Below are 26,137 nucleotides of genomic sequence, written 5' to 3'. Positions count from 1 at the left end.
TCCGATGAATATACTGCCAGTTGATCGCGCGCTGAATATTTATGGGGCCCTCGCCGACCGCTCCGAGTTGGAAGGTGTGCGGGAGCGACTGTCCAAGCATCTTATGAAAAGGTATATCGAAGGAGAACGAGACGAGCACCGTCTGACCGTGGAAGGCCTATCATATTTGCGAACCCTTTATCGCGAACTGGATTCTCGAAAATAGAGATGAGCCGTTTGCTCTTCGCGCTGTTTCTTGAGTGATCGGCGCCGACTTATCTCTGCTTTCGCAGCGAGCACGGCGTCATTTCTATTTGTTTGTTTTCGGATTGTTGAAGTGTCGCAATGTCCTCCTGCTGTGGGCATTAGAGGAAGCGCCGCACAAATCGTGAGGTGCTGACTAGTTTGAGTGCTCATCGGCCCAACACACGTTTTCTGATTTTTTGTAAGTGGCATGGATATCCTCCAGTTGCCGAAATTGGTTCACCTCGACAGTTCGTCGGGGACCGCGCCACCACATCATAGGTCACCGGGTACGACCCGATAGGGCGCGTGGGTGCTGGCGCCGCGTGACGAGCTTTCATCGCTGATAACCGTTCCTGACGAATACGGGTTGCAACTGTTGTCGCCGGGATCGTTTGATTGGGGCGACCGGATGCCATACCCCTTGGTATCCGATGAATGACGGCCTCAGTACGCCCCTGTGCTGGGGCCGTTCTTTCCCAAATACGATTTGGCTTCCGCAGTACCCGAGTACGAGCTTATGCGGCCGCTGAAGTCAGAGAAGCCATCGGCACGTCGAGTGCGTAGACGAAACCGGTCGGCGCATAGGTCAGCCGCACGTCGCCCCGGAGCTGCCTGCCGAGCGTCTCGATCAGCCGTGTCCCGAAGCTGCGCTTTTCGGGCGGGCGGACCGCCGCACCGTTCTTCTCGGCCCATGTGAGGTGCAGGCGCTGCGACTGTTGATCGAGCGTCCAGTTGATGTCGACTCGCCCTTGCGGGACCGACAGGGCACCAAATTTCGTGGTGTTGGTGCAAAGCTCGTTCAGTGTCATCGCGATCGCAATGACGGCACCAGACGTCATCCGGATATCGGGTCCCGAAATCGAGAACTTCGGCTCGTCGGGATTATCGAAGGCTTGGGTAGCGCTGCGGACGATCGTGCCAAGGTTCGCGCTGGTCCATCTTGCCTGCAAAAGCAGATCGTGCGCGCGTCCGAGCGCGAGCAGCCGGCCCTCGATGGCGTGCTGCGCGTGCCCGGCTTCGGGCAGATCGCGCAGGCTCTGCGAGACGATGGCGCCGACGGTTGCAAGCGTATTCTTGATGCGGTGGTGCAACTCCTCAAGGATCAGCTTCTGCAGCTTGTCGGCCGCCTCGCGCTCTCTGGCGTCGATGCCTGCCGTGGCCAGCAAATTCTGCGCATTGATCTCAGCCTGCGCGAGCAGAAGCCGCAGGCTGACATTTTCTGCCGCCAGATCGTCCTGGTATGATGTTGCGCTGCTTGCAGGACGCGGGTCGGTTCGGAGGTCGGCTTCAGGCATCGCCGATTGTATCATCATAGGCTGGGTACCGCACTGATCTTCGGGGGCTGGGTTTCTGCCGCAATCTCGCGCTTTGGGCCGTATCGGAGTGAAAAGCGCTGGCGTCTCAGGCGTAGCCGATCATGTCGCGCATTTCGGCTATCACTTCCTCGGCATTGAGTGGCTTGCCGAGAAACCTGCTGCGGGGAGGAAGATCGAGGTGCGGCAGGTTCAATTGCCCCGATACCACGATGATCCTGATGGTCGGCCAACGCTCATGCACGGCATGCGCAAGTCCGACGCCGTCCATTTGGCCAGGCATCTGGATATCGGTGCACATCAGTACGATGTCGGATCGGGATTCCAGGATGGCGACGGCCTCGGCGGCATCCAGCGCCTCGAGCGGCGTGTATCCGGCGTCTTCAACAATATCGACCGCGCGCATGCGGAGCACCATCTCGTCCTCGACAATGAGAACGACAGCGGGAATGCATGAATGATCAAGTACCATCGTAAGCGCTCGCGGGGGGAACGGCCGTCGACCGGACAGGCGTTCGATTTGGGACAAGCATCTCGCTGTCCATATGATCCACGCTGGCTCAACAATGACGCAATAAAGTCGCCGTCAACACTCGCGATTCGGGCGATTGATCGCCAACTCTCCACCGGGCTTCCGCTCTGAAAAAGAGCGTTCCAAAAGCCACCCCAGCGGTGTCGTTATTCGGCCGGTCTGTTGCGCTTGCCGCAGAGCAGTTCGTGAATCTCGACGGCATTTCGAAGGACGATTGCTTTGTGAATCGCCTCGGTGCGCTCATCCCCCGGCGACATCTCGCGAGCCTCGTCCATGGCGATCACCGCCCTGGCATCCAGATCGCGCGCAAGCGCCGATTGGGTTTGTTTGGTCGGAGATAGCCCGCCCCGCAGTGAAACCGCGCTACGCTCGATCACCATTGAATAACCATCGCAGCGGCGACCAGCAGCACAAGAAAGATCGGCATCAGTACTGGGGGTACCAGCCACTCACGAAGATTGAATGCGGGGAATTTTGGCATATGACCGCCCTTTTGGTTGAGGCGGGAGCGCAACGCTCTCAGTCACCGATAACAGCCCGGGGCGCGCGGTGATATCTTACATATAGCCACTGTCTGCCGAATAGCGAGGAGAATCGCAAATTTGTTTTCCGGGGGCTGCCCGGCAGGCATTGTAATGCGGCATTGAATAGCCATCTGAATGCCAGCGCCATCGTATGCTTCTGCATCGCCCTTACGGCAGCGCGAAGCTTAGCCACGACAAATCTTGTCAGCGACATTGACCAACCGCATATCGCTTCGCTGTGCGCGTCCTGGTTTGAACGAAGCCTCGACACAGGTCGTGCAAGAGCCGGTGAGGCGCGTTGTTCATCCGCTGTTAATCCAATCGGTACCATCCATGATTGAGTTTCCAAATCATAGCCGCTCATATGATCAAACCCGGCGAGCCGTGCGGTTCTGGGGGCACGACAGTGCGCTGGAAGCGACATTCTTCATAGACGAGGGCGCATTGAGGCGGATTCAGCCAGATGCCCGCCCCGACGAGTCCGGTTTCCTGAATGCGTTCGATTGCAACCGTGATGTGATATGCGCGGCGGCCGCGAAGGTTTACGTCCGTGGAAGCCGGGGCTCTTACGATCTGGTCGCGGGAAATTTTTGAAACGAGCGCTTTTTTTAAGAAGCGCCGCAGCGAGCAAACGCCCCTCACGTGTGAAGACCGGCCAAGTTGAGCGCCGCATGTCGGAGCGCCGGCTCGACGCCGGCTGAACACCCATTCCGAGCGATTCGTTCGCATCCGAAAAAGCCGCGGATTTCTCCGCGGCTTTGCTCGTATTCAGACTGTTTCGGCTTTCTCAGTAGCGATCGGTGCCGATTCCGACGCTGACGCCGGGCGCGCGGATGCCAATGCCGCCACGTTCCTCATAGCCGCGGCGCTCGATGTAACGCTCGCGACGGGGAGCATACCCGTATGAATGACGGTGCTCACGGACAATGACACGGCGTTCACCACGTTGGCGCCAGCACTGGCCTGCGTCATTGCAAACCATGCGGACGTTCTGAATGTTGCTCTCCGGAGCGACTGATACATTCGGGGAAAGCGGTGCCGCGGAAGCGGCCGTCACGAGAAGGGCACTTGCGCCGGCTGCCAGATAGATCGCGAGGTTTTTCATAATGTCTCTTTCCAAAAAGTAATTGTGTCAGGAGACCAATAGCCTCGCGAGGCAATGGTTCCAGGAGCTAGCTGTAATTGTCATTGATCGCAGGTGGTGGATTTCGTCGATGCTGAAAGGTTTGCCGGAAAAGACTGCTGCCGGGATGGTCAAGGACGGCAAGGTGGTGGTGACCCTGCGAGTTCTGCTCCTCGGCCTACCAGTTCGCGCCGCATGAAGCGGGCCGTGGAGGGAGTAGTGGCGCCATTGCGGTGCAGGGTGGGCAAAGGCGCGAAAGTCGTGCCTACCATCTATCAGCGATCACACTTCTCGATGGTGGGCACGCTTCGCTTTGCCAACTCTACGACTACCAACTGGCATATGTGATCTCTTGCGTGACTGCCCGACGGGCAAATCACTAAAACCTGTCCAGCCCTTCGCGCAAAAATAAAAAGCCATTGCGCAGGGAAGGCCGGGATGCTCCCGCTGTACCTGTATGCTCGTGTGCGCGTTCTTAGTGCGCAAATTGCACACGAGACCGCGGGTGCGGCGCGCACCCGGTCTTCCCTGCGCCCTCTGAACAGGAGGGCGGAAGGCTATGATGCAAGCCTCGGGCGAAACATGCCGCGAGAATGCGAAGTCATGCGGCAAACACATACGTCATGCCCGGGCTTGACCCGGGCATCCATCACTTTGAGAAAGACTCATGCAAAGAAAGATGGATCACCAGGTCAAGCCGGGTGATGACGAGCGAGGACGCTCGTCAATTCAACACCCGCTTATTATCCGGGCTGTCCAGCGAGAACGTCGGCACGTCGATCTCGAAACGCTCGCCGCTTTCGCTGACCATTTGATAGCGCCCGGTCATGAAGCCCGACGCGGTCGGCAGCGGTACGCCGCTGGTATATTCGAAGCGCTCGCCTGGCGCGAGCACCGGCTGCTCGCCGACCACGCCCTCGCCGCGGACTTCCTGCTTGCGGCCGGTAGCGTCGGTGATGATCCAGTGCCGGGTACGAAGCTGCACGGTCTCGGCGCCAGTATTGGTGATGACGATGGTGTAGGACCAGAAATACTGGCCCTTGTCGACCGACGAGCGTTCGGGGAGGAAGTTCGGCTCGACGGTGACTTCGATCTGGCGGGTGACGGCGCGGTACATGCGGGCAAGCTTCCGGAAATCCTGTTCGCATCATAGCCGGGAATGCCGGGGGAACCAATCTCCGCTGCGCCGGGTTGCCGCTTGCTTCATCGCGGTTTCAACATAGTTCCGTTCTAGAGCGCAGCCGCGCTGCCCGGCCCCGTACCTTCCGCTTGCGTATCCCTTGCGTATCTGGCGTGCAAGTTGCGGGCCGATATTATCTTTCCGGACAGTGCGCGCGCAAAAGCTCAACTGCCCAAACGGTGCCAGATGTCGTCCATTGCCGATCCAGTCGCCGGAACGCCTCGCAGCGACGCCAAGGCCGCCGCTGCATCTTCCGCACCGGCGATTGCGCTCCCGGTGGCCGGCGAGCGCGAATTGCGACTCGACCTGTTTCGCGGCATGGCGCTGTGGCTGATCTTCATCGACCATCTGCCGACCAACATCCTGACCTGGTTCACCATCCGCAATTACGGATTTTCCGACGCCACCGAGATCTTCATCTTCATCTCCGGATACACCGCCGCCTTCGTCTATGGCCGCGCAATGCTCGAGGCCGGCTTCGTGGTGGCGACCGCGCGCATCATGCGGCGCGTGTGGCAGATCTACGTCGCCCATGTGTTCCTGTTCACGATCTTCCTCGCCGAAATATCGTACGTCGCCACCCGTTTCGAGAACCCGCTCTATAGCGAGGAAATGGGCATCATGGATTTCCTCAAGCAGCCGGATGTCACGATCGTCCAGGCGCTGCTGCTGCGATTTCGGCCCGTCAACATGGACGTGCTGCCGCTCTACATCGTGCTGATGCTGTTTCTGCCGGTCATCCTGTGGCTGATGAAGTGGCGGGCCGACGTGGCGCTGGGGCTATCGGTGCTGTTGTACGCGCTGACCTGGCACTTCGACTGGTATCTCACGGCCTATCCGAGCGGCTTCTGGATATTCAATCCGTTCTGCTGGCAGTTGCTGTTCGTGTTCGGTGCTTGGTGTGCGCTGGGCGGGGCGCAGCGCATGTCCCGCATCTTGGCATCGCCGGTGACGATGTGGATCTGCATCACCTATCTGGTGGCCGCATTCTTCGTTACGCTCACTTGGCACATTCCGCAGCTCAGCTTCCTGATGCCCAAGCGGATCGAGCAGTGGATGTATCCGATCACCAAGACCGACCTGGACGTGCTGCGGTTTGCCCATTTCCTGGCGCTGGCCGCGCTCACCGTGCGCTTCCTGCGTAAGGACTGGTCGGGCCTCAAATCGCGCTGGCTGCGACCATTGATCCTGTGTGGCCAGCATTCGCTTGAGATATTCTGTCTCGGCGTCTTCCTGGCCTTCGCAGGACACTTCGTGCTGGCCGAAATTGGTGGGGGTGCCCTGACGCACGCCCTGGTCAGTCTTGCCGGTATCCTCATCATGTGGGGCATGGCGTGGGTGATTTCGTGGTACAAGCATTCGGCCGACAAAGGAGCCTCGAAGACGAAAAGCACGGCAATCAACGCCGACATGGCGGGAGGAAGCGCATGAGGCCCGGCTCGGGAGCTGTGCTGGTCCTGACGCTGCTTGCGGGCCTTGCAGCGGCCGGATCGGCTCGTGCCCAGGATGCCGCCTCCCAGGCTTGCGAAGTTCCCTCCCATCTCCTCTCCACCGAGAGCACGCTTCCGAAGGTGGCCGAGGCCGTCAAGAATGCCCGGCCGCTGACCATCCTGGTGGTGGGGAGCCGCTCATCGACCATCCTGTCCTCCGAAAACAGCGCCTATCCGGCCAAGCTGCAGGCGGCGCTGAAGGAGAAGCTGCCCTCCACCCCAATCAACCTCTCCGTAGAACTCCAGACCGGCAAGACCGCCGAGGAGGTCGATCCCAGCCTCGTTAAGCTGGTGGAAGCAAAAAGGCCTACTTTGGTCATCTGGCAGACGGGAACCGTCGATGCTATGCGATCCGTCGATCCCGACGATTTTCGTGGCGCCATCGACGACGGCGTTGCTGCGCTGCAAAATGCCGGAGCCGACGTGGTTTTGGTCAATCTGCAATACAGCCCGCGCACGGAAACTATGATTTCCGCACCGCCGTACCTAGATAATATGCGCGTAGTGGCTCAGCAGCATAATGTTCCGCTGTTCGATCGGTTCGCTATTATGCGTCATTGGAACGACGCCGGAGATTTTGACCTGTTCAGTACCTTTCATGGCACCGACATGGCCAAAAGGGTTCACGCCTGCCTCGGCCGCGCGCTGTCGAAATTCGTGCTCGACGCCGCCCGCCTCGACCAGGCGCAGCAGAATTAGGGACTAGCGTTAATGAGTTCTCACTGCCCTTTTCGTTTGTCGACATTGCTGACTGTCACGGCCGCGGGCCTCGCGCTGCTGATGCCTGCCTCGGTGTTGCCGCTGAATGCCCAGACGGCTTCGCAACAAACCGGCCAGCAGGCGGCACTGTCCGATAACCCCAAAGCCGAAAGCAACCCGGAAAAGAAACCCTCGGCTGAAAGCGCCCCGCCGCAGGCCGCACCGGCGGCCACCGGCAATCCGGCCGCGCAGAAGGGCGTCACCGGCAAAGCGATCGACAAGGTGAAGGAAGTCGCGAAATCGGCCGGCGACATCTTCAGCCGCGTTCCCTGCCTGCCGCCGAAGGGCGCTTCCAAATCGATGGGATCACTGCCGCGTGTCGCGAGCAAGCTCGTCGCGGGCCAGCCGGTGGTGATCGTCGCTTTCGGATCGTCATCGACCCAGGGGTACGGCTCCAGTTCACCGGAGTTTACGTATCCGAACAGGCTCGCAGCGCAGCTACGCCGCAAATATCCGACGGCCGACATCTCGGTCATCAATGCCGGCAAAGGCGGCGAGGACGCGCCGGAAATGATGAAGCGGCTGCAGACTTCCGTGATCGACTTGCATCCTGACCTGGTGATCTGGCAGGTCGGCACCAATGCGGTGCTGCGCAATCTGGATCCCGCCGAGACTGCCAAGCTCATCGACGAAGGCATCACGCGCATTCAGGCTGCAGGCTCCGACGTCGTGCTGATCGATCCGCAATATTCGCCGCGGGTCAACGAGCACGCCGAAAGCGCCGGCAAGTTGATGAAGCTGCTGAACAAGACGGCCGAGCTTCGCAAGGTCGGCGTCTTCCCGCGCTTCGCGGTGATGAAGGACTGGCACGAGCGGCAGGCGATTCCGATCGAGAATTTCGTGATCGCCGACGGCCTGCACATGAGCGACTGGGGCTATGCCTGCTTCGCCCAACTGCTCGGCGACGACATCATCAAGTCGGTCGGCCAGATCAAGCTCGGCGTCGCCGTGCCCTCGGACGTGCGGGCCTATCGGCCGATGTGAGGTGATGTGGGGACGCCGTCATTGCGAGGAGCGTTAGCGACGAAGCAATCCATTGCTCCCGTAGGAAAGATTCTGGATTGCTTCGCTTCGCTCGCAATGACGACGGAAGCACCGTCCATTCGCCTGCTCACGCCTTCTCCAGCGCCTGCGCAAAATCCTCGATCAGATCATCGGCGTGCTCGAGCCCGGCCGAGAAGCGGATGAAGCCCTCGCTGATGCCGAGTTCGGCGCGCGCCTCCGGCGTCAGCCGTTGATGCGTCGTCGTCGCAGGATGCGTGACTAGGCTCTTGGCGTCGCCGAGATTGTTGGAGATCTTCGCAAGCTTCAACGCATTGAGGACGCGGAAGGCGGCGGCCTTGCCGCCCTTGACCTCGAAGCCGATCAGCGTCGAGCCGCCGCGCATCTGCTTCTTCACCAGCTCCGCTTGCGGATGATCGGCGCGGCCAGGATAGATCAGTCGCGAAATCTTCGGATGGCTTGCTAACGCCTCGGCGATTTTCGCCGCGTTGTCGGTCTGCGCGCGTACCCGCACTCCCAGCGTTTCCAGTCCCTTGAGCAGGACCCACGCGTTGAAGGGCGAGAGCGATGGCCCGGTCTGGCGCATGAAGTTGTGAATGTGCTCTGCGATGAAAGCTTCGGACGAGAGAATAATGCCGCCGAGGCAGCGCCCTTGACCGTCGATATGTTTAGTTGCGGAGTAGACCACGACATCGGCGCCGAGCGAAAGCGGGCTCTGCCAGATCGGCGTGGCGAAGACGTTATCGACGACCAGCCGCGCGCCGCCCTTGTGCGCGATCTCGGCAATCGCCGGAATATCGAGCACATCGAGCGTCGGGTTGGTCGGGCTCTCCAGAAAGAAGGTCTTGGTGTTAGGCCGCAATGCGCGCTGCCATTGGTCGAGATCGAGGCCGTCGACCAGCGTCGTTTCGATCCCGTAGCGCGGCAGGAGGTCCTGCACGACATAAAGACACGAGCCGAACAGGGCTTTGGAGGCTACCACATGATCGCCGGCTCTGAGCGGTGCAAGGATCGCGGTCGTCACCGCGGCCATGCCGGTGGCGGTGGAGCGAGCAGCTTCCGCGCCTTCAAGCTCGATCATGCGGCGCTCGAACATTGAAATTGTGGGATTGGAATAGCGCGAATAGATAAAGCCGGGATCCTCGCCCTTGAAGCGCGCCTCGCACTGCTCCGCGCTGTCGTAGACATAGCCTTGGGTGAGAAACAGCGCTTCCGACGTCTCGCCAAATTGCGAGCGCAGCGTCCCGCCATGGACAAGCCGGGTTTCGGGACGAAAACGCTTGGTAGAACCAACTTCAGACATGTGACCTCCGCCGTGACCACCGGAAAATGGTCACAAAAAACCGGCCTGGAATAATTTCCACAGGCCGGGATCACACGTGTCCCCGGCCTGTTTAGCGATTTATTTAACGTGGCTGCAAGCCGGCCGGCTCAAATCACCACGGGATAAGTCATGCTGATATTCGCTTGCGCTCTTTCAGTCAAGGCGGCCATCGGATAACCCCTAAAAGCCCATATTTATGAGGTTTGGATGACATTTGGCCATCCAGGGCCACCTCAGAGGACCCGCGCCGTGTCGTTCACGCTTCCGCCCGACGGTAACGGAATTCTACCCGACCGCATGATCGCGGCGATGGCGGATGCGGGCCTGATCCTGCCGGCCTATCCGTTTGTCGAAAGCCAGATCCAGCCGGCGAGCCTCGATTTGCGCCTTGGCGACGTTGCCTACCGGGTACGCGCGAGCTTCCTGCCCGGTCCCGGCGCGACCGTCGCCGAGCGCATCGACGAATTGAAGCTGCATGAAATAAACCTCTCCGACGGCGCGGTGCTGGAGACTAATTGCGTCTACATCGTGCCGCTGCTGGAAAGCCTCGCGCTGCCGCCGGAGATCGTGGCCGCGGCCAACCCGAAGAGTTCGACCGGACGGCTCGACGTTTTCACCCGCGTGATCGCCGACGGCACCCGCCGCTTCGATATGATCGGCGCCGGCTATCACGGCCCGCTCTATGCCGAGATCAGCCCGAAGACGTTTCCGGTGCTGCTGCGCGAGGGCTCGCGGCTATCGCAAGTGCGTTTCCGCACCGGCGACGCCATCCTCGATGCCGACGAGCTCGACGCGCTGCATGGCGCCGAGCGATTGGTCGATATCGACGATGCCGATCTCGCCAATGGCGTGGCGCTGTCGGTCGATCTCTCCGGCGAAAATACGGGCAGCTTCGTCGGCTACCGCGCCAAGCGCCACACTGGTGTGGTCGATATCGACCGCCGCGGCGGCTATGCGGTCGACGAATTCTGGGAGGCGATCCCGGCTCGATCGGACGGCAGCCTCATCCTCGATCCCGGCGAGTTCTACATCCTGGCCTCGAAGGAGGCCGTGCAGGTGCCGCCGGATTACGCCGCGGAAATGGTGCCGTTCGATCCGCTGGTCGGCGAATTCCGCGTGCATTACGCCGGGTTCTTCGACCCCGGCTTCGGTTATGCCGGCGCCGGCGGGCAGGGCGCGCGCGCCGTGCTCGAAGTGCGCTCGCGCGAGGTGCCGTTCATCCTCGAGCACGGCCAGATCGTCGGGCGTCTGGTCTACGAGAAAATGCTGTCCCGGCCGGATGCGCTGTATGGGCAGCGCATCGGCTCGAACTATCAAGCCCAGGGATTGAAGCTCTCCAAGCACTTCCGGGTGTGACGCCTGCGCCGGACCGCCCTCAGTCGCGCACCTCAGAGATAAACTCGCCGATCTGCGCAATCGCCTGACGGGCCTCCGGCAACACCGGCACGAACAATTGCCAGACGTGCGGCATACGCCGCCAGATCTCGAGTTTGCTGAGCGAATTGTGCGACCGAAGCTTCTCCGCCATGCGGACCGCGTCGTCTCGGAGAATTTCATCGCTGCCGACCTGAATAAGCACCGGCGGCAATCCGGCGGGATCGCCGTAGAGCGGCGAAGCATAGGGCGTGCGCGGATCGGCTCCGCCGAGATAGAGTTTCGCCACACCGGGAAGATCCTCGACATTCAACATCGGATCGGCCGCGGCATTCGTCTTCAGCGAGGCGCCCGTAAGGGCCAGATCGGTCCAGGGCGACAACGCGACGGCCGCGGCAGGAAGCGGTTGGCCGTCATCACGCAGTCTCAACAGCAAACCCAGCGTCAGGCCGCCGCCAGCCGAATCTCCCGCCACGAACAACTGGCGGCTATCGGGCGTGTTATCGACGAGCCAACGATAGCCCTCCACGGCATCCCCAAGCGCTGCCGGAAACGCGTGCTCCGGAGCGAGGCGGTATTCAAGCGCCCAGACGCGGGCTTGCAAGGCGTCGGCAATCCGCCAGAGGAAGTGCCGGTAATAGACCGGCGCGCCGGACACATAGGCGCCGCCGTGGAGATAGAGCACGTTCCGTTCGGGTCGGGATGCTGGCGTGATAACCCGGTGAAACCGCACCCGACCGGCCTCGATCTCGACCGTTGTGCTCCGGGCGGGCGGATGCGGCACAAACCGCTCCATCGCACGCATGTTTCGCCGCCATTCCTCGACATCGAGACTTCCGCCGCGCCGCTTGAGCAACATGCGAATGCCCAGGCGCAAGAGTTCTGCCCGCAGGCTCATGGCGGCCCTGACCTCAGACCCTGAGCGGCACGGCTGTGGGCATGCGCGGTCGGTCGGTACGCTCTTGCACGATAAGACCGTCCTCGATCTCGACGATGCGATCGGCGAAGGGGACCACGCGCGGATCGTGGGTGACGACTAGCACCGCCCGCTCACGCTTATGGGCGGTATCGGCGAGAATACGCATGATGCTCTGGCCGTTTTTTCCATCCAGTGCGCCGGTCGGCTCGTCGGCAAGAACGACAGAAGGGTTTGCGACGAGCGCGCGCGCGATCGCGACCCTCTGCTGCTCGCCGCCGCTGAGCCCGCCCGGCAAACTGTCCACCTTCTGCTCGAGCCCGACCATCGCAAGGGCCTCCCGCGACTTCTGCGCCGCCCGCCTGCCGTGCTCGTCACGAATATCCAGCGCCAACTGCACGTTCTGGGTCGCGGTCAGCGTCGGGAACAAATGATAGGACTGGAATACGAAACCGACATGCTCACGCCGAATCCTGGCAAGTGTTTCCTTGTCGGCGTTCGCTGTCGGCGTCCCGCATACGGTGACGCTGCCCGAATTCGGCGTCAGCATGCATCCGAGCACCAATAGCAGCGTGGTCTTGCCGCTCCCCGAAGGGCCCATCAGCAGTGTCAGCTCGCCCCGGCGCAGCGAGAGATCGATGCCGCGCAGCGCCTGCACCTCGCCGGCGCCGCGACCCAGCGTCTTCTCGACCGACTTGGCTTCGACCACATAGTCATTCATCGCATGAACACCGTTGCTGGATCGATACGAACGACACGGATGATTGCCCCAATGCCGGATGCTACGCACATCACCACCGTCAGCGCGAACAGTGCCGCCATCAGCCACGGCGTGATGACTATCGGCAACGCGCTTTTGGCGGTCATCTGAACGACGATCGAGCCGATCCCGGCGGCGATGGCAAATCCGATCACCGCGTTGATGAGTGCCTGATAGATGATCACGGTGTAGATATAGGCGTTCGAGGAACCCATCGCGCGCAGGGTGGCGAATTCGTTCAGATGATCCTTGGTGCTGGAGTAAAGCGTTTGCGCGACGATCACGGTGCCGACGATCACTCCTAGCAATGCGCCGGCAAACAGCGCGGCTCCGGCCCCCGTGCCAAACAGCCAGAACGACCGGCTGCGGCTGCGGAATTCGTCCGAAGTAAGAACCTCTGCATCGCCGACCTGCGCGCGAATGTCGCTGAGTGCCTTCTCCCGATCGGCATCGCTTTTCAGCCGGACCAGAACGCTGCTGGCGCGATCGCGCGGCGTTCCGGTGTAGTTGCGCGCGTTTTTCAAGTCCACAAATATGTAAGGCGTCGTGGCGAACGAGCGGATGCCGTCCGTGACGGCGACCACGCGCACCTTGCGGCCGCGGATCTCGGCGGTCGAGTCGACGCCGCTGACACCGAGCCGGTCAAAGTAGGAGCGGTCGACCACAACGTTCGCGCCTTGCGTCAACGCCTGCACGTTGCCCTCTACGACGTTGAACGGTTGCAGGCTGCCCTCGCGCAGGTCGGCTCCCACAATGAAGACCGGCGTCAATTCACCGCTTTCCAGGCGCCAGTCCGAAAATCCGATCACCAGCGGGACCGCAGAACTCACGCCGTCGACGGTCGCGACGCGGTCGCGCAGCTTGACGTCGAGCAGCGAAGGATCCTCGAAGCATTTGGCGCCCTTGGGCAGGATCCACAAATCGGCGGAGGCATGGTCGATCATCGTCGTGACCATTCGGCCGAACCCAAGGAACAGGCCCATCTGGATCATGACGAGGACGACCGAGAAGACGATTCCAACCATGGTCGCGACGAAGCGAAGCCGATCGTGGAACAGGTTGCGGGACGCAAGTGTCAGTACCAGCGACATGTCGGCATCCGTTATCGCGGTTGATTGGCGATGGCTCTCTCGTCTCGTGGCTCGGAATGGCGCGAAACGAGAGCTCTCACGCCAATTTTCATTCCAGCGCTCGCAGCCAGACTTGCGGCGAGCGCAGCGGCAAAAACGATCGTCGCCTTGCCGATCGCATTGAGATCGACATCCAACAACGCGTATTGCAGCCACACGACCACGACGTAGTGCAGCAGATAGATGCTGTAGGCATTGCTGGAGAGGCTATCAAGCAGGCGGTCGCGCGATTGCAGCAGCCGAAGGCAGATCGCGAGCAGACACAGGGCGGCGGCCGCGGAAGCAACTGGAAACGCCAGCGCCGAAGCCAGGCGAAAGAGCGGTGCGCTTGCCCACCACTCCGGCATCGTCAACGATGTGAGTCCGCCCCACGCGGACATGCTAGCGATGGCGGCCGCAAGCCAGGCCAGCCAATGACGTGCAAGCGGACCATCGGAACGCAGCAAGCTGTGCTCGGGCCGATAGCTACCTATCGCAAATCCAGCAAAGAAATAGACGACATAATGCAATGGCCGGCTGAGCTGAAATGAAAATGGGCCGAGAAAGGTCCATTCCCACGGCGTGAAGACCATCGCCAGCGGCACATAGGCCAGCGCAGAGAGCGCCGCCAGCGCGAGGAAGAACAAAAGCGGGCGATCAGCAATGCGCGCCGTGAGCGCGCTAAATGCCCTAAGCCAATGCGGGGCAAACGCGTGGAGAGCGGCCGCAACGGCGCCCAGCAGAAAGATCTGCCACAAGAACCATTGCGGCCCGGCAGGCCACATCGGAAGCGCGCGCCAATGTTGCCAGAAGGCGCTGAAGGAGGGATCGGCCGCGGTCAGCCGATAGGACGCGAAGTAGGCGAGAGGGCTGAGAACGCCGACGGCAATAACGAACGGCAGGCCGATCCGCCACGAGCGCTCCAAGGTGTAGGTGCGAGGCCCCTTGCGGCCGAGGCTGGATGGTGTGAACAGACCGGCCAGCAGAAACATCAGCGACATCAGGCTGACATCCTGCCACGCGCAAAACAGGTCGAAGCCGAACCAGCGTTGATTATCGAGGATTGGGAATGCGATCCAGCGATAGGGCGGTGCGTCGAACGGAAATGGATCGGCCGGTTGCGATGCGAGGTACGGCAGCACGGAGTGAAATGCGACCACGATGACGATGGTGATCGCGCGCAAGTTGCTGAGGGGCACATTGACCTGTGATGACACGGCCATTCGTCCACGCTGCCATCCCACCGATTTGGGAACCGGCAGGGGTTCAACGTGAAGCCGGCGGGCTCGTTCCTGTTAACGGGCGGAACTCCGCGCCCCCTTCGGGAGCGTGGTCTCCCAGCCGGGTCGACCCCCGGGAGATCGTGTTGCTTTTACCGCGATGCCGACCTCGCCGCCGGCGTCACGCGCCAAATCGTGTTGCCGACATCATCAGCCACCAGCAGCGCGCCCTGCTTGTCGAGCCGCACCCCGACCGGGCGGCCCTGCGCCTGGCCCTTGTCGTTGAGGAAGCCGGTGAGCACGTCCTGCGGCGGTCCGGATGGCTTGCCATCCTTGAAGGGGACAAAGATTACTTTGTAGCCGGAGGGGGGCCTGCGATTCCAGGAGCCGTGCTGGCCGATGAAGGCGCCGCCCTCCATCTCGGCCGGAAACAGCTTGCCGGTGTTAAACGTCAGCCCGAGGCAGGCCGTGTGCGCGCCCAACGCATAATCCGGCGCCATCGCCTTCTGCACGAGATCAGGCCGTCGCGGCTCGACGCGGGTGTCGACATGGTCGCCAAAATAGCTGTACGGCCAGCCGTAGAACGCGCCGTCCTTCACCGACGTCATGTAATCAGGGACCAGGTCGTTGCCGATCTCGTCGCGCTCGTTGACAACGACCCAGAGTTCGCCGGTGTGCGGATTCCAAGCGGGGCCGTTCGGATTGCGCAGGCCCGAGGCGAACACGCGCCATTGACCGCTGGCTCGATCGACTTCCAGTACCGCCGCGCGGTCCTTTTCGGCATCCATGCCGTTTTCACCGACGTTACTGTTCGAGCCGACTGTTGCATAGAGCTTCGTTCCGTCGGGGCTGGCGGTGAGATCCTTGGTCCAGTGATGATTGAGCGTGCCGGCAGGCAGGTCTGCAAGCTTGACGCCGGGTCCGCTGACCGTGGTGTCGCCTTCGCGATAAGGGAATTTCATGATCGAATCAGTATTGGCGACATAGAACTCGTCGCCGACCAGCACCATGCCGAACGGCGAATTCAGCCCGCTGATGAAGGTGCTTCTCAACTCGGCGACGCCGTCGCCGTCGGCATCGCGCAGCAGCGTGATACGGTTGGCGCTGGGAACGCCGGCGCCGGCCCAGTTCTGCGCCTGCTTGTAGATAAAGCCCTTGATGCTCATGCCGCTGCCCTCCCTCGGCGGCGCGTTGCTCTCGGCGACCAGCACGTCGCCGTTCGGCAGCGTGTAGACGGTGCGCGGATGGTCAAGATCGAGGGCAAAGGCGCTGACCGTCATGCCGTTGGCGGCGGTCGGTGTGGCGCCGTTCGGCCAACGCCTGACAGTTGCGATGTCCACCGTCGGGATCCAGGAATGCTCTGGCGGGGGCAGGTTGGGCGAAGGACCATAGCTCTGCGCCACGGTCGCGGTTTCCTTGGGGTCGCTACAGGCGGTCAGCGGCAGCGCCAACGCGCCGATGCAGATGGCCAGGAGGAGGGTCTTGCGCATGGCAGGGTTCTCCGGGATATCGCCCGTACAATGCAGTGCCGGCCCGAACGTTCGTGTTCCGGCATGAATTCCCTGTGAAACGGCCGGCCGAAGGCCCGCCACGCAATCCCGCAGGCCCCCATTGCGCCTCGCGCACGTGGAATCAGCCTCCGCCATGCTAGGAAGCAGCGCGACGCAGGCGACCAAGTCCGCGCGCGGGAGCAGAAATGTCCGATCTCGGCGTTGCCGAAATTCCCGTAGACGAGAACGAGCGTCCGCTTCCGCCACCGGCGGCGCCGGCGAAAAACGCGCTACTCGACGGCCCCATTCTGCGCACGCTGCTGTGGCTGGCCTGGCCGAACGTGATCGCGCTTACCGCGGGCACCTGCGTGGTCATCGCCGAGACCTCCTACATCGGACGGCTCGGCGTGGAGTCGCTCGCCGCGATGGCGCTGGTGTTTCCCACCGTGATCCTGACCATGACCATGTCGGGCGGCGCCATGGGTGGGGGCGTGGCGTCTGCGATCGCGCGTGCGCTCGGCGCCGGAGAGCTCGACCGCGCCTCGACGTTGGCCGCGCACGCGCTGCTGATTGGCCTTTGCTTCGGGCTGGCCTTCATGCTGGGCATGCTGATCTTCGGGCCAAAGCTGCTCGAACTGCTCGGCGGCCGCGGCAACGTGCTGACCCAGGCGGTGGCCTATACGCAAATCTTCTTCGGCGGCGCGGTCGTGCCGTGGCTGATGAATACGATGGCCGGCATTTTGCGCGGCACCGGCAACATGAAGCTGCCGTCGCTGTTGATGCTTTCGTCGGCGATTTGCCAGATCATTCTCGGTGGCACGCTTGGCTTGGGTCTAGGCCCGATCCCGCAATTCGGCATGCGCGGCGTCGCGGCCGGCTCGCTGATCGCTTACCTGATCAGCATCTCCGTGATGTCCTGGTATCTGTTTTCCGGCCGCGCGCGCGTCGTGCCCAAGGTCAGGGGCCTTCGTATTCAGTGGTCGATGTTCATCGACATCCTGAAGGTCGGGGCTATCGCCTGCTTCTCGCCGCTGCAGTCGGTGCTGACGATCAGTATCTTCACTTACATGCTGGCGAGTTTCGGCACCGAGGTCCTCGCCGGCTATGGCATCGGCGCGCGGCTCGAATTCATGCTGACCTCGATCTCATTCGCGGTCGGCATCGCCTCGGTTCCGATGGTCGGCATGGCCGTCGGCGCGCAGCGCATCGCGCGGGCCCGCAAGATTGCCTGGACGGCGGGGCTCGTCGCATTCGCCTCGGTCGGCACGTTCGCGACCTTCATCGCAATCTTCCCCGACATCTGGGTCAACCTCTTCACCGACGATGCGGCCGTGCGTGCCGCGAGCCGTCAATATCTTTCGACGGCAGCGCCTATGTACGCCTTCCTCGGCCTTGCCACGGCGATGTATTTTTCGTCGCAGGGCGCGGCCAAGGTGATCGGCCCAGTGATGGCGCAGACCGCGCGGCTGTTGTTCATCGGCGCCGGTGGCTGGTGGCTGTTGACGCACGACGCCACCGCGCAGAACTTCTTCATGCTCGCCGCTGCATCGATGGTGCTGCTCGGCGTGCTGTCGTGGACCAGCGTGGTGCTGACGCGCTGGGGGCCGAAGCAGCGGGTGCCCGTGGTTAGGCCTGTGCTGTCGTGAGGATTGTCATTGCGAGCCAACGGGTCGCGCGAATGCGCGCCCGATGACAGGCTCCGCGAAGCAATCCATCTTTCCACTCGCGGAGATATGGATTGCTTCGTCGCTTGCGCTCCTCGCAATGACGGTGACGACTACCGCCGCCGGTGACGCTTGGCCGATCGGCCGCCGCCGACGTTGGCCATGCGCATCAGTTGCGGGACCATGCTCATCAGCTCGCCGCCGTCAGCGCCGCCGAGCATGCCCATGAAGTCGCCGCCGCCCGAGCCGCCCAGATTCATGCTCCCAGCGTTCACGCCGTAACCCTCGGGCACATAACCGCCGCCAAAACTGCCGGGGATGCCGCCGCCCATCCCGCCGATTCCGCCGCCGCCCTCCATCATCCGGCTCATCATCGGGCCCATGGTCTGCATCATCATGGCGAAGCGGCGCTTGCCTATCTTCGCCTTCATCATCTCCAGCATCGGCGCCATCTGCGTCATCATGTCTGCGCCGCCTCCGCCGCCGCCGAAGCCGGCGAATTGCGCCTTTGCCGGCATCGACGTCAGGGTGAACAGCAACAGCAGCGTGGCCGCCTGGCACACCACTTTGTCAGCTCCAGTCATGGTTCTGCTCCTCATGCGCCGGCGGCCGCGGGCGCGGCGCCGTTCGGACGCATGGGGGAACGCTAGGAGCGGGAATTGAGCCAATCTGTGAGAAAGATCACGCCAGCTTGTGCCGGTAACGCATGGTCACGCCGCGCTCCGTCCGAACGCCTTCTGCATGGCAAGCACGCCCTGATCCATCTGTGAGGAGACATAGGGCGCGATCTCGTTCGGCAATACGTCGACGATCCAGACCAACCGGCTGCGCGCGTCGTCATCAGCGAACACCTGGGCCGACGCGCTATAATGCTTCACACGATCGCTGTTGATCGCATAGACCAGCCGCATTCGTCCGTCGTCGCAATCGACCAGCGTCTCGCGCGCGACGGTGCCGTTGGCAAAGGTGACGATGCGCGCGTTGCCGTCGAGCTTGGTGTCAGTGACGAACCCCGGCACCAGCCGGGTATGCAGCGCGCCGAAATCGCGCAATGCGTCCCAGATGTCGTTAGGGGAAGCGTCGAGGGGGATTTCTTTGTGGATGGAAGCCATGATGATAAGTCCTTATGAAAGGCGATTGACGTTGAGCCGTCACTGCGAGCCAACGGGTCGCGCGAATGCGCGCCCGATGACAGGCTCCGCGAAGCAATCCATCTCTCTGCTTGCCGTGGCATGGATTGCTTCGTCGCTTCGCTCCTCGCAATGACGTGGAGAGAGAGGGGCGCCCTTACGTACAAACCGCCTCGACATTGTTGCCGTCGGGGTCGATCAAAAACGCCGCGTAATAGGTCGGGCTGTAATCCGCGCGCGGTCCCGCGCCGCCATTGTCGCGGCCGCCGGCCTTCAGGCCCTCCGCGTGGAATTGCTTGATTGCCGCATGATCCTTGGCTCGAAATGCGACATGGGCGCCGGTGCCGGCCTTGCCCTTGTGCAAATGCAGCCAGAGCGCGGGCGCGCCTTTCGGGCCAAAGCCTGCGCCGGAATCGTCCCGCGAGCACAGCACGAAGCCGAGGGGCGCGAGCGCGGCCGTATAAAAGCGCACGCTGGCGTCGAGGTCGCCGACGCGTAATCCGATATGGTCGTACATGATCTTCTCCAGTCAAAAGCGCGCTGATGTCGCGCGGCCTGGAGAAAGCCTAGCTAGTGAAGGGCCAGCCGTTCTTGGAAAATCTTGCGCATGCCCCGCGATGCCTGCCGGAACTTGAGCGGCGAGGCACCGGCGGCGCGGCCAAATGTGCGCACGAAGTTGGAAAGGTCGGCAAAGCCGACGTCATAGGCGATATCGGTGATCGGGCTGTCGTCGTCGGCGAGCCGGCGCGCGGCATGGCGCAGCCGCGAGCGCACCAGATATTGGTGCGGGGTAACGCCCAGCGCTTGCGAGAACAGCCGCAGGAAGTGAAACGGGCTGATCCCGGTCTGCGCGGCGGCGTCCTCCAGATTGATCTGATGGTGAGAATTGGCATCGATCCACAACGCGGTCTCCACCGCGCGGCGGCGGTCGCGCGCCGCATCAGGGCCGGGTTTGCGCGGCTTGCCGGATACCACCTCGACAAAGCGGCTCGCCAGCACCTGGCCGATTTCGTCGAGGCCAATGTCGCTGCTGCCATCTGCTGCCGCCTGCGCCAGTTCGCCGAGCACGACGAGCTCCGGCAATGGCGGCGCGGAGCCGATCTGCCACGGCGCCCGGCTGTCGCCAATGGTTTCCACCAGCTCGGGCGCCAGGAAGAACGACAGGCACTCGTCGCCGCAGACGTGCTCGTGGGTGCAGGTATATTCGTCGCCGGGATGGCCGATCAGCACCGATCCCGCCACCAGCTCGCTGAACTTGCCGCGGCAATGCAGGCCGAAACTGCCCTTGCGCACATAGGAGATCGAGTGGCCGCCATGCTGCTCCGGGAACGGCTTGTCGCTTGGTCCCGCGGTGCAGCGGAAGTCGGAAACACAGATCGATTTGCGTTCAAGAAGCGTGGTCGCGATCATCCCGCCTACTTAAGGATGCGGGCGCGGCGCTGCAACCGGCAGCAGCACGTCGAACAGCGTCTTGCCGGAGGTCTGGCTGGCGCCCTCGATCGAGAGCAGCCGCCGCTTGGAGATCGCCCCTCCATAAGCTGAGATCTTGTCGGCATAATTGCCGGCTTCGAGCACGCGATGGCAGGGTACGATGATCATAAAGGAGTTGTGGCCGATCGCCTGCGCCACCGAATACACTGCGCCCGAAGCTGGAACAGCTTGGCGAATGGCGCGCGGTCGGCTAATCATGGGGCGCGACCCGCGGGCGTAGTTCAATGGTAGAACGGCAGCTTCCCAAGCTGCATACGAGGGTTCGATTCCCTTCGCCCGCTCCAGCCCCTTCGAGAGCGCGTGAGAAGCGGCCGGCCTTTCAAAAAAGTCGGCAAGAACGACTATTTTTCTGATGCTTTTCCGCAAAGCCGTTCCAATCGATCGAGAAACGGCTGCTGGCTTGCGAGGATCTTCTCCCTGGCGGTGGGCAGGCTAAACCACGCTGCCCGATCAATCTCGGGAAAGTTGATGATTCGACCGCTTTGCGGAGGCCATTCCATCGCAACCTCATTGCATCTGATGGAGCTGACATCGAGATCGCCTTCAAGCGCATAGCCCCAGACGATCTTGCCGGCGCGCTGTCGTACCTGGCCTAAGGACTGCAGGGAGCCGGGCGCTTCGATCCCGAGCTCTTCCGCGAACTCGCGCCGCGCTGCTACTTCCGGATCCTCTTCGCCATCTAATTCTCCCTTCGGGAGCGACCAAGCTCCCCGATCGCGGGTGCGCCAGAACGGTCCGCCGGGATGAACGAGCAGAACCTCTATGCCGCCTTTACGGCGGTACATCAGGATGCCAGCACTGATGACCACCATGGACGTAACCTGCGAATATCCAAATCATTCCGCAGCTGCACTGGCCGCCTTGGCCTTTTCCTGCAGAACCGCCGCGATGGCGTCGTCGACCCGTCGCGGGCCAGAGCGCGGCGCACCAACTCGGCGTCACCGCTATCGAGAGGCGCGATGCTCGGTATGTGGGCTTGGCGCATGATGTCCGCCAATAGCAGGGTATCGGGATTGGATGCTGCAGGAGCCGGCAGGTTCCCGAAATATTTTGACCACATGGAGGGCTCCGCCGAGCCTTTCAATTTTGCGATAGAAGCCATGTCGACATTCAAATTCCTCGAACCCTCGCCGCGATCTATTCTGCACGCCAATCAACCCGGGAATCGCGGAGGAAATTGAGCCTGATGGCGGAAGCAGCAAAATCACGCGCCGAGGCCACACCGGCGCTGCCGACGTGGCCGGATGAGATCTACCGCGTGCTCAAGGACGCCGGCATTCGCCAGGTTGCGATGGTCCCGGACGCTGGCCATAGCCGCCTGATCCGCTCCTTCGAGGCCGATCCCGAAACCCGCGTCGTGACACTCACGACGGAAGAAGAGGGCGTAGCGATGCTGGCGGGTGCGTGGCTCGGCGGCGAGCGCGGTGTGCTGCTGTTGCAGTCGAGCGGCGTCGGCAACTGCATCAACATGCTGTCGCTGCCGGTCATCTGCCATATGCCGCTGTTGATGATCGTCACCATGCGCGGCGACTGGGGCGAGTTCAATCCGTGGCAGATCCCGATGGGGCAAGGCACGCGTCCCTCGCTCGAAGCCATGGGCGTGATCGTGAACAAGGTCGATGAGCCGCATCTCGTTGCCTCCGCGGTGCAGGGTGCGGCGAACCTCGCTTTCAATACCTGGAAACCAGTAGCGGTCCTGGTCGGCCAGCGTGTGCTCGGCGCCAAGAATTTCAAGGAGCTTGCCCGCAAATGAGCAATCCGAACGCGCTTCTGCATCGCCGCGATGTCGTCAACGAATTGTTGCGCGACCGCGCCGATCTTCTCGTCGTCGCCGGGCTCGGCGCGCCGAACTGGGACGTCTCGGCCGCCGGCGACCATCCCAACAATTTCCCGCTGTGGGGCGCGATGGGCGGTGCCTCGATGATCGGGCTTGGCCTTGCTTTGGCGCAGCCGAAGCGCAAGGTGCTCGTCGTCACCGGGGATGGCGAGATGCTGATGAATGTCGGCTCGCTCGCCACGATCGCGGTGGAGGCGCCGAAGAATCTCACGATCGCGGTCCTCGACAACGAGCGCTTCGGCGAGACCGGCATGCAGAAGACGCCCACCGCCTCCGGGGTTGACCTTGCCGCCATCGCGACCGCTTGCGGCATCCGCACCTCCCGCATCGTACGCACGATGGCCGAGGTGACCGAACTGCGCGACCTCGTTCATGAAGGCCGCGGAACGGCCTTTGCGCAGATCAAGATCAATCCCGAGGCGCTGGTGTTCGTAATGCCGCCAGCCGATGGCGTGATCCTGACGACACGCTTTCGGCAATCGGTGCTGGGAGACGAGGCGCTGTTTAATTGAGGCACAGTGCTTACGAAGGCGGCCATGACGGAGAGGGAATGCGCAGCCATCGCTACGCAGTCATGTTGATCTTCCAGAGGCCTTCCCGGGAGAGCTGTTGAATCTCGGACACGATCAGCGTCGCGATCGTCGTCGTTGCGATCGACGGCGGGTGGGCGATCGGTGACGCCAGAATCAGTTCGCGCGACACGGCGGGACTGACCGCAGCCATCTCCAGGCGTTTCGCCGCCACCTCGGTGCGGATGGCCGAGGGCGGCAGCAGCGTATAGCCGAGGCCTTCCTCCATCAGGCTGATCTGGGCGCGGTAGGAATCGACCTCGATCATGGCTTCTATCTTCAGTTTTTCGCGCGCCAGCGCCTTCTCCAAGAGTGCCCGCAAGCCATGAGAGATGCTCGGCAGGATCAGCTTCTGCTTCACCAGCCACTTCAGATCGACCTGCTTACGCTTGTTCAAGCCGGATCCTGGCGGCCCGACCGCGACGATATCCTCGCGGCCGATCGACTGCACCTGAAGATGGAGATCGACCGCCGGACCATAGATGATCGCGAGGTCCATCTCGCCGCGGTGCAGCCACTCGACCAGATGCCCGCCATAGCTCTCCACGATGCGCAGCGAGACGTCGGGAAACTCGTTGAGGACGCGGCGGGCGAACCGTCCGGACAGGACGGCGCTGACCGTCGGCACCAGCCCGAGGATGACCCGGCCCGACGGATTGCCGTTCGCCGATTTGAGGTCGTCGCTGACCTGCTCGATCTGGCGGATCAGGCCGGTGGTGCGGTCGAGCAGCATCCGGCCGGCGCTGGTCAGGAGCATGCCGCGCCCGTTGCGGACGAACAGCTCGACGCGAAGCTCGTGCTCGAGCAGCTTGATGTGCCGGCTCAGCGCCGGCTGCGCAGCACGCAGCCGATCCGCGGCCTTGCTCAGGCTTCCGAGTTCGGCTACGGCCCGGAACGTCCGCAATTGTTTGAGATCCATCGGGTACCCAGCGTGCCCATTATGCAAACGATCATATGCCGTTTTCGGAATCTCCGTCCATGACCGTCCCCTCAGTTACCCCCTCGCAAGTCCGCACCGCGCTGCTGCTGCGCGAGGAAATCGCGCTGCTCGATGTCAGGCATGAGGCCGTGTTCGCCACCGGCCATCCGCTGTTTGCCGCCAACACGGCGGCCGACCGGATCGGGCTCGAAGCGGATGCGCGGCTGCCGCGAAAGGACGTGCCGATCGTGCTCTATGACGCCGGCGAGGGCCTCGTGCTGCAGGCTGCGGATTGCCTGAAGGCTCTCGGCTACACCAATGTCCGCCAACTCGATGGCGGGCTGCAAGGCTGGAAATTGGCGGGGTTTGAGCTGTTCCAGGACGTCAATTCCTACGCCAAGGCGTTTGGCGAACTGGTCGAGTCGCGCCGCCACACGCCTTCGCTCGCCGCCGAGGAAGTCGGCGCGCTGATTGCGAGCGGCGCCAACATTCAAATCCTCGACGTCCGTCGCTTCGACGAATACGCCACCATGAACATTCCCGGCTCCATCAGCGTGCCCGGCGCGGAATTGGTGCTGCGCGCGGGCCGCGCCGCGCCGGATCCCGAGACCACCATCATCGTGAATTGCGCAGGTCGCACCCGCTCGATCATCGGCACCCAGTCGCTGATCAATGCCGGCGTCGCGAACAAGGTGCGGGCGCTGCGCAACGGAACGATCGGCTGGACCCTGGCCAAACAAAGTCTCGAACATGGCAGTGACAGGCGCGGCGCGATCGGCGCCATCGAGGGCGGCGAAACCAATGCGCGGGACGTTGCTTATCGCGCCGGTGTCCGGCATATCGGATCAGAGGAAATGGCGGCGTTGAGGGAGCAGGCCAACCGTACGCTCTACTGCTTCGACGTCCGCTCGGAGGAGGAATATACGGCCGGCCATCTCGCGGGCTTTCGCCATTACGCCGGTGGGCAGTTGGTGCAGGAGATCGACATGGCAGCGCCGGTGCGCGGTGCGCGGATCGTACTGACGGATGATCGAAGGGTCCGCGCCGACATGACGGCGTCCTGGCTGGCGCAGATGGGCTGGGAAACCTATGTTCTCGAAGGCGACTATGATCGCTCGCTGGAGATCGGCCCGCCGCTGGTCATCCCAAAGCCCGATCCGTCACACCGCTACCGCCGTCCCTATGAGGGCACCGATGTGCAGGAAAGCGCGATGCAGGCTTATCTTGACTGGGAATACGGCCTCGTCGAGCAACTCCGCCGCGACGGCACGCATGGATTTTTCGTCATTTGAGATCGCGTAGGATGGGTGGATCGCAAGCGATACCCATCATTCATCCATGCCGAAACTTGCCAACTTCTCGGCCGAATAATTCTCGCCGATCGACAGCGCGCATATCCGCGAGAGTTGCACGTAGGCCAAACCGGTCTCCTCGGCCCATTCATTGAACTGCGCCTGCACCTTCGCGAGATCGCGCTTGGAGGTGACGGTCTCGGCAATGTCGAGCCCGGCATCGCGCAGGCACAGCACGACGTCTCGGGAGGTGACGAATCCGTCCCAGCCGAGGAAGCGCAGCATCATCTGCCCGGTATTGCCGCCGAGCCGGCTGCCGCGCTTGGCCAGCAATTCCAGCAATCCGGCTTGATCCGACGACGGCCAGTTCGCAAGGAACTTGCCGAAACTACCGTGCTCCTTGGCGATATCCTGGAGGAAGCCGGCATTGGCCCGCACCGACATGATCTTGGCGCCGTTGCGCACGATGCGGGTGTCCTTCATCAGGTCGTCCCAGAAATCGTCCGGCTGCAGCGTCAGAGGCCCGGGCTTGAAGCCGAGAAACGCCTTCTCGAACCCAGGCCATTTGTTCTCGATCACGCTCCAGGCAAAGCCCGCCGAGAACACCCGCTTGGTCATTTCCGATAAGATCCGGTCGTCGCCGAGCTTGGCGAGCGCCTTCGGGTCCGGCTTGGCTGGCAGCAGCTTGGCGAGTGCCTTCGGCCCGCCCTTGCGCTTCTCGGCGCGGGCGCGGATGGTCTTGAATGCGGTCACGGTGCATGGCCCCACATGGCTAAGTTGAAACCACGGCTGAAATACCCGGAAAGCCGTAGTGTAGCGGATCATCCCGGAATTCCCAGCCGGCAGCCTCGGAGGTTAACCGTCGCAGAAGTGATCGGCTGATCTGCAAAGAAT

The 26,137-nt window shown here is 62.4% G+C and carries 27 protein-coding genes, 1 tRNA gene, 1 pseudogene and 1 riboswitch; of the genes and pseudogenes, 10 read left to right on the top strand and 19 right to left on the bottom strand.

Annotation, left to right across the window (positions count from 1 at the left end):
* Positions 1–740 precede the first annotated feature (740 nt).
* The 3 genes from IVA95_RS20120 to IVA95_RS20110 all read right to left on the bottom strand — a co-directional run bounded on the left by IVA95_RS20120 (position 741) and on the right by IVA95_RS20110 (position 2,450).
* Positions 741–1,520, bottom strand: coding sequence for a sensor histidine kinase (locus tag IVA95_RS20120; protein ID WP_247512038.1), 780 nt, complete (start codon positions 1,518–1,520; stop codon positions 741–743).
* A gap of 106 nt (positions 1,521–1,626) precedes the next feature.
* Positions 1,627–2,010, bottom strand: a complete 384-nt coding sequence (locus IVA95_RS20115; protein WP_247512037.1) for a response regulator — start codon at positions 2,008–2,010, stop codon at positions 1,627–1,629.
* A gap of 206 nt (positions 2,011–2,216) precedes the next feature.
* Positions 2,217–2,450 carry a hypothetical protein gene (locus tag IVA95_RS20110; RefSeq protein WP_247512036.1) on the bottom strand — a complete coding sequence of 78 codons (234 nt, stop codon included), beginning with the start codon at positions 2,448–2,450 and terminating at the stop codon, positions 2,217–2,219.
* 477 nt (positions 2,451–2,927) lie between these two features.
* Here IVA95_RS20110 and IVA95_RS20105 point away from each other — a divergent pair, with 477 nt between their 5' ends.
* Positions 2,928–3,188 (top strand): DUF1488 domain-containing protein, encoded by a 261-nt coding sequence (locus IVA95_RS20105; protein WP_247512035.1) that lies wholly within the window; start codon positions 2,928–2,930, stop codon positions 3,186–3,188.
* A 193-nt stretch (positions 3,189–3,381) separates the two neighbouring features.
* Here IVA95_RS20105 and IVA95_RS20100 read toward each other — a convergent pair whose 3' ends face one another.
* The gene (locus tag IVA95_RS20100; protein WP_247512034.1) at positions 3,382–3,699 is read right to left on the bottom strand and encodes a hypothetical protein; all 318 of its coding nucleotides are present in this window, start codon (positions 3,697–3,699) and stop codon (positions 3,382–3,384) included.
* Between the two features lie 742 nt (positions 3,700–4,441).
* Complete coding sequence (apaG, locus tag IVA95_RS20095) at positions 4,442–4,834, bottom strand: Co2+/Mg2+ efflux protein ApaG (protein WP_028351829.1); 393 nt, start codon at positions 4,832–4,834, stop codon at positions 4,442–4,444.
* A 249-nt stretch (positions 4,835–5,083) separates the two neighbouring features.
* On the opposite strand from apaG, the gene IVA95_RS20090 reads away from it, so the two are divergent.
* From IVA95_RS20090 to IVA95_RS20080, 3 genes are read left to right on the top strand one after another with little or no spacing between them, the layout of a single operon-like run.
* Entirely contained in the window at positions 5,084–6,328 is a 1,245-nt protein-coding gene (locus IVA95_RS20090) for an OpgC domain-containing protein (protein ID WP_247512033.1), read from the top strand.
* The gene (locus IVA95_RS20085) at positions 6,325–7,086 is read left to right on the top strand and encodes an SGNH/GDSL hydrolase family protein (RefSeq protein WP_247512032.1); all 762 of its coding nucleotides are present in this window, start codon (positions 6,325–6,327) and stop codon (positions 7,084–7,086) included. Before IVA95_RS20090 ends, IVA95_RS20085 begins: the two co-directional genes overlap by 4 nt.
* Before the next feature lie 12 nt (positions 7,087–7,098).
* Positions 7,099–8,130, top strand: a complete 1,032-nt coding sequence (locus IVA95_RS20080; protein ID WP_247512031.1) for an SGNH/GDSL hydrolase family protein — start codon at positions 7,099–7,101, stop codon at positions 8,128–8,130.
* 127 nt (positions 8,131–8,257) lie between these two features.
* Here IVA95_RS20080 and IVA95_RS20075 read toward each other — a convergent pair whose 3' ends face one another.
* Positions 8,258–9,451: an O-succinylhomoserine sulfhydrylase gene (locus tag IVA95_RS20075; RefSeq protein WP_247512030.1), complete on the bottom strand. Its 1,194-nt coding sequence runs from the start codon at positions 9,449–9,451 to the stop codon at positions 8,258–8,260.
* Between the two features lie 70 nt (positions 9,452–9,521).
* Positions 9,522–9,601, bottom strand: a riboswitch (SAM riboswitch).
* 120 nt (positions 9,602–9,721) lie between these two features.
* Here IVA95_RS20075 and IVA95_RS20070 point away from each other — a divergent pair.
* Positions 9,722–10,828, top strand: a complete 1,107-nt coding sequence (locus tag IVA95_RS20070; RefSeq protein ID WP_247512029.1) for a 2'-deoxycytidine 5'-triphosphate deaminase — start codon at positions 9,722–9,724, stop codon at positions 10,826–10,828.
* A gap of 19 nt (positions 10,829–10,847) precedes the next feature.
* Here IVA95_RS20070 and IVA95_RS20065 read toward each other — a convergent pair whose 3' ends face one another.
* From IVA95_RS20065 to IVA95_RS20045, 5 genes are all read right to left on the bottom strand, one after another.
* The gene (locus tag IVA95_RS20065; RefSeq protein ID WP_247512028.1) at positions 10,848–11,744 is read right to left on the bottom strand and encodes an alpha/beta hydrolase; all 897 of its coding nucleotides are present in this window, start codon (positions 11,742–11,744) and stop codon (positions 10,848–10,850) included.
* Between the two features lie 13 nt (positions 11,745–11,757).
* Positions 11,758–12,483, bottom strand: coding sequence for an ABC transporter ATP-binding protein (locus IVA95_RS20060; RefSeq protein ID WP_247512027.1), 726 nt, complete (start codon positions 12,481–12,483; stop codon positions 11,758–11,760).
* On the bottom strand, positions 12,480–13,613 hold the full coding sequence (locus tag IVA95_RS20055) for an ABC transporter permease (protein WP_247512026.1): 1,134 nt from the start codon (positions 13,611–13,613) through the stop codon (positions 12,480–12,482). The genes IVA95_RS20060 and IVA95_RS20055 overlap by 4 nt, the downstream gene beginning before the upstream one ends.
* An 11-nt stretch (positions 13,614–13,624) precedes the next feature.
* Positions 13,625–14,854 (bottom strand): acyltransferase, encoded by a 1,230-nt coding sequence (locus IVA95_RS20050; protein ID WP_247512025.1) that lies wholly within the window; start codon positions 14,852–14,854, stop codon positions 13,625–13,627.
* Positions 14,855–15,003: 149 nt separating this feature from the next.
* Positions 15,004–16,341, bottom strand: a complete 1,338-nt coding sequence (locus IVA95_RS20045; protein WP_247512024.1) for a sorbosone dehydrogenase family protein — start codon at positions 16,339–16,341, stop codon at positions 15,004–15,006.
* A 206-nt stretch (positions 16,342–16,547) separates the two neighbouring features.
* Between IVA95_RS20045 and IVA95_RS20040 the strand changes: the two genes are divergently transcribed.
* Complete coding sequence (locus tag IVA95_RS20040) at positions 16,548–17,987, top strand: MATE family efflux transporter (RefSeq protein ID WP_247512023.1); 1,440 nt, start codon at positions 16,548–16,550, stop codon at positions 17,985–17,987.
* A gap of 131 nt (positions 17,988–18,118) precedes the next feature.
* Here the strand turns inward: IVA95_RS20040 and IVA95_RS20035 are convergent, their stop codons facing one another.
* The 5 genes and pseudogenes from IVA95_RS20035 to IVA95_RS20015 all read right to left on the bottom strand — a co-directional run.
* Complete coding sequence (locus IVA95_RS20035) at positions 18,119–18,589, bottom strand: hypothetical protein (protein ID WP_247512022.1); 471 nt, start codon at positions 18,587–18,589, stop codon at positions 18,119–18,121.
* A gap of 126 nt (positions 18,590–18,715) precedes the next feature.
* Complete coding sequence (locus IVA95_RS20030) at positions 18,716–19,117, bottom strand: SRPBCC family protein (protein WP_247512021.1); 402 nt, start codon at positions 19,115–19,117, stop codon at positions 18,716–18,718.
* 175 nt (positions 19,118–19,292) lie between these two features.
* Entirely contained in the window at positions 19,293–19,652 is a 360-nt protein-coding gene (locus IVA95_RS20025; RefSeq protein WP_247512020.1) for a VOC family protein, read from the bottom strand.
* A gap of 53 nt (positions 19,653–19,705) precedes the next feature.
* Positions 19,706–20,545, bottom strand: a complete 840-nt coding sequence (locus IVA95_RS20020) for an AraC family transcriptional regulator (protein WP_247512019.1) — start codon at positions 20,543–20,545, stop codon at positions 19,706–19,708.
* A 9-nt stretch (positions 20,546–20,554) separates the two neighbouring features.
* Positions 20,555–20,803 (bottom strand): annotated as a pseudogene (locus IVA95_RS20015) (MGMT family protein); the annotation flags it as partial.
* 33 nt (positions 20,804–20,836) lie between these two features.
* Here IVA95_RS20015 and IVA95_RS20010 point away from each other — a divergent pair.
* A tRNA-Gly gene (locus IVA95_RS20010) sits at positions 20,837–20,910 on the top strand.
* A 57-nt stretch (positions 20,911–20,967) separates the two neighbouring features.
* On the opposite strand, the gene IVA95_RS20005 is transcribed toward IVA95_RS20010, so the two are convergent.
* Positions 20,968–21,438, bottom strand: coding sequence for an NUDIX domain-containing protein (locus tag IVA95_RS20005; RefSeq protein WP_247512018.1), 471 nt, complete (start codon positions 21,436–21,438; stop codon positions 20,968–20,970).
* 374 nt (positions 21,439–21,812) lie between these two features.
* Between IVA95_RS20005 and IVA95_RS20000 the strand changes: the two genes are divergently transcribed.
* Both IVA95_RS20000 and IVA95_RS19995 read left to right on the top strand, forming a co-directional pair.
* Positions 21,813–22,379 (top strand): thiamine pyrophosphate-binding protein, encoded by a 567-nt coding sequence (locus IVA95_RS20000; RefSeq protein ID WP_247512017.1) that lies wholly within the window; start codon positions 21,813–21,815, stop codon positions 22,377–22,379.
* On the top strand, positions 22,376–22,975 hold the full coding sequence (locus tag IVA95_RS19995) for a thiamine pyrophosphate-dependent enzyme (RefSeq protein WP_247512016.1): 600 nt from the start codon (positions 22,376–22,378) through the stop codon (positions 22,973–22,975). Before IVA95_RS20000 ends, IVA95_RS19995 begins: the two co-directional genes overlap by 4 nt.
* Before the next feature lie 52 nt (positions 22,976–23,027).
* On the opposite strand, the gene IVA95_RS19990 is transcribed toward IVA95_RS19995, so the two are convergent.
* The gene (locus IVA95_RS19990) at positions 23,028–23,951 is read right to left on the bottom strand and encodes a LysR substrate-binding domain-containing protein (RefSeq protein ID WP_247512015.1); all 924 of its coding nucleotides are present in this window, start codon (positions 23,949–23,951) and stop codon (positions 23,028–23,030) included.
* A gap of 59 nt (positions 23,952–24,010) precedes the next feature.
* On the opposite strand from IVA95_RS19990, the gene IVA95_RS19985 reads away from it, so the two are divergent.
* The gene (locus IVA95_RS19985) at positions 24,011–25,243 is read left to right on the top strand and encodes a rhodanese-like domain-containing protein (protein ID WP_247512014.1); all 1,233 of its coding nucleotides are present in this window, start codon (positions 24,011–24,013) and stop codon (positions 25,241–25,243) included.
* Positions 25,244–25,279: 36 nt separating this feature from the next.
* Here the strand turns inward: IVA95_RS19985 and IVA95_RS19980 are convergent, their stop codons facing one another.
* On the bottom strand, positions 25,280–25,996 hold the full coding sequence (locus IVA95_RS19980) for a DNA-3-methyladenine glycosylase I (RefSeq protein WP_247512137.1): 717 nt from the start codon (positions 25,994–25,996) through the stop codon (positions 25,280–25,282).
* Positions 25,997–26,137: the final 141 nt, after the last annotated feature.

The sequence above is a fragment of the Bradyrhizobium sp. 157 genome (assembly GCF_023073815.1).
In the GTDB taxonomy this organism is placed as follows: Bacteria; Pseudomonadota; Alphaproteobacteria; order Rhizobiales; family Xanthobacteraceae; genus Bradyrhizobium.
This window is presented reverse-complemented; position numbering and strand designations above follow the sequence as displayed.

What these genes read in the sequence shown, in the direction of transcription:
- IVA95_RS20005 (WP_247512018.1), bottom strand. Translation starts at nt 21,438, where the DNA reads ATGGTGGTCATCAGTGCTGGCATCCTGATGTACCGCCGTAAAGGCGGC.
- IVA95_RS19990 (WP_247512015.1), bottom strand. Translation starts at nt 23,951, where the DNA reads ATGGATCTCAAACAATTGCGGACGTTCCGGGCCGTAGCCGAACTCGGA.
- IVA95_RS20100 (WP_247512034.1), bottom strand. Translation starts at nt 3,699, where the DNA reads ATGAAAAACCTCGCGATCTATCTGGCAGCCGGCGCAAGTGCCCTTCTC.
- IVA95_RS20085 (WP_247512032.1), top strand. Translation starts at nt 6,325, where the DNA reads ATGAGGCCCGGCTCGGGAGCTGTGCTGGTCCTGACGCTGCTTGCGGGC.
- IVA95_RS20000 (WP_247512017.1), top strand. Translation starts at nt 21,813, where the DNA reads ATGGCGGAAGCAGCAAAATCACGCGCCGAGGCCACACCGGCGCTGCCG.
- IVA95_RS19985 (WP_247512014.1), top strand. Translation starts at nt 24,011, where the DNA reads ATGACCGTCCCCTCAGTTACCCCCTCGCAAGTCCGCACCGCGCTGCTG.
- apaG (WP_028351829.1), bottom strand. Translation starts at nt 4,834, where the DNA reads ATGTACCGCGCCGTCACCCGCCAGATCGAAGTCACCGTCGAGCCGAAC.
- IVA95_RS20030 (WP_247512021.1), bottom strand. Translation starts at nt 19,117, where the DNA reads ATGGCTTCCATCCACAAAGAAATCCCCCTCGACGCTTCCCCTAACGAC.
- IVA95_RS20065 (WP_247512028.1), bottom strand. Translation starts at nt 11,744, where the DNA reads ATGAGCCTGCGGGCAGAACTCTTGCGCCTGGGCATTCGCATGTTGCTC.
- IVA95_RS20050 (WP_247512025.1), bottom strand. Translation starts at nt 14,854, where the DNA reads ATGGCCGTGTCATCACAGGTCAATGTGCCCCTCAGCAACTTGCGCGCG.
- IVA95_RS20105 (WP_247512035.1), top strand. Translation starts at nt 2,928, where the DNA reads ATGATTGAGTTTCCAAATCATAGCCGCTCATATGATCAAACCCGGCGA.
- IVA95_RS20055 (WP_247512026.1), bottom strand. Translation starts at nt 13,613, where the DNA reads ATGTCGCTGGTACTGACACTTGCGTCCCGCAACCTGTTCCACGATCGG.
- IVA95_RS20120 (WP_247512038.1), bottom strand. Translation starts at nt 1,520, where the DNA reads ATGCCTGAAGCCGACCTCCGAACCGACCCGCGTCCTGCAAGCAGCGCA.
- IVA95_RS20075 (WP_247512030.1), bottom strand. Translation starts at nt 9,451, where the DNA reads ATGTCTGAAGTTGGTTCTACCAAGCGTTTTCGTCCCGAAACCCGGCTT.
- IVA95_RS20020 (WP_247512019.1), bottom strand. Translation starts at nt 20,545, where the DNA reads ATGATCGCGACCACGCTTCTTGAACGCAAATCGATCTGTGTTTCCGAC.
- IVA95_RS20090 (WP_247512033.1), top strand. Translation starts at nt 5,084, where the DNA reads ATGTCGTCCATTGCCGATCCAGTCGCCGGAACGCCTCGCAGCGACGCC.
- IVA95_RS20045 (WP_247512024.1), bottom strand. Translation starts at nt 16,341, where the DNA reads ATGCGCAAGACCCTCCTCCTGGCCATCTGCATCGGCGCGTTGGCGCTG.
- IVA95_RS20035 (WP_247512022.1), bottom strand. Translation starts at nt 18,589, where the DNA reads ATGACTGGAGCTGACAAAGTGGTGTGCCAGGCGGCCACGCTGCTGTTG.
- IVA95_RS20080 (WP_247512031.1), top strand. Translation starts at nt 7,099, where the DNA reads ATGAGTTCTCACTGCCCTTTTCGTTTGTCGACATTGCTGACTGTCACG.
- IVA95_RS20040 (WP_247512023.1), top strand. Translation starts at nt 16,548, where the DNA reads ATGTCCGATCTCGGCGTTGCCGAAATTCCCGTAGACGAGAACGAGCGT.
- IVA95_RS20025 (WP_247512020.1), bottom strand. Translation starts at nt 19,652, where the DNA reads ATGTACGACCATATCGGATTACGCGTCGGCGACCTCGACGCCAGCGTG.
- IVA95_RS20110 (WP_247512036.1), bottom strand. Translation starts at nt 2,450, where the DNA reads ATGGTGATCGAGCGTAGCGCGGTTTCACTGCGGGGCGGGCTATCTCCG.
- IVA95_RS20115 (WP_247512037.1), bottom strand. Translation starts at nt 2,010, where the DNA reads ATGGTACTTGATCATTCATGCATTCCCGCTGTCGTTCTCATTGTCGAG.
- IVA95_RS19995 (WP_247512016.1), top strand. Translation starts at nt 22,376, where the DNA reads ATGAGCAATCCGAACGCGCTTCTGCATCGCCGCGATGTCGTCAACGAA.
- IVA95_RS20060 (WP_247512027.1), bottom strand. Translation starts at nt 12,483, where the DNA reads ATGAATGACTATGTGGTCGAAGCCAAGTCGGTCGAGAAGACGCTGGGT.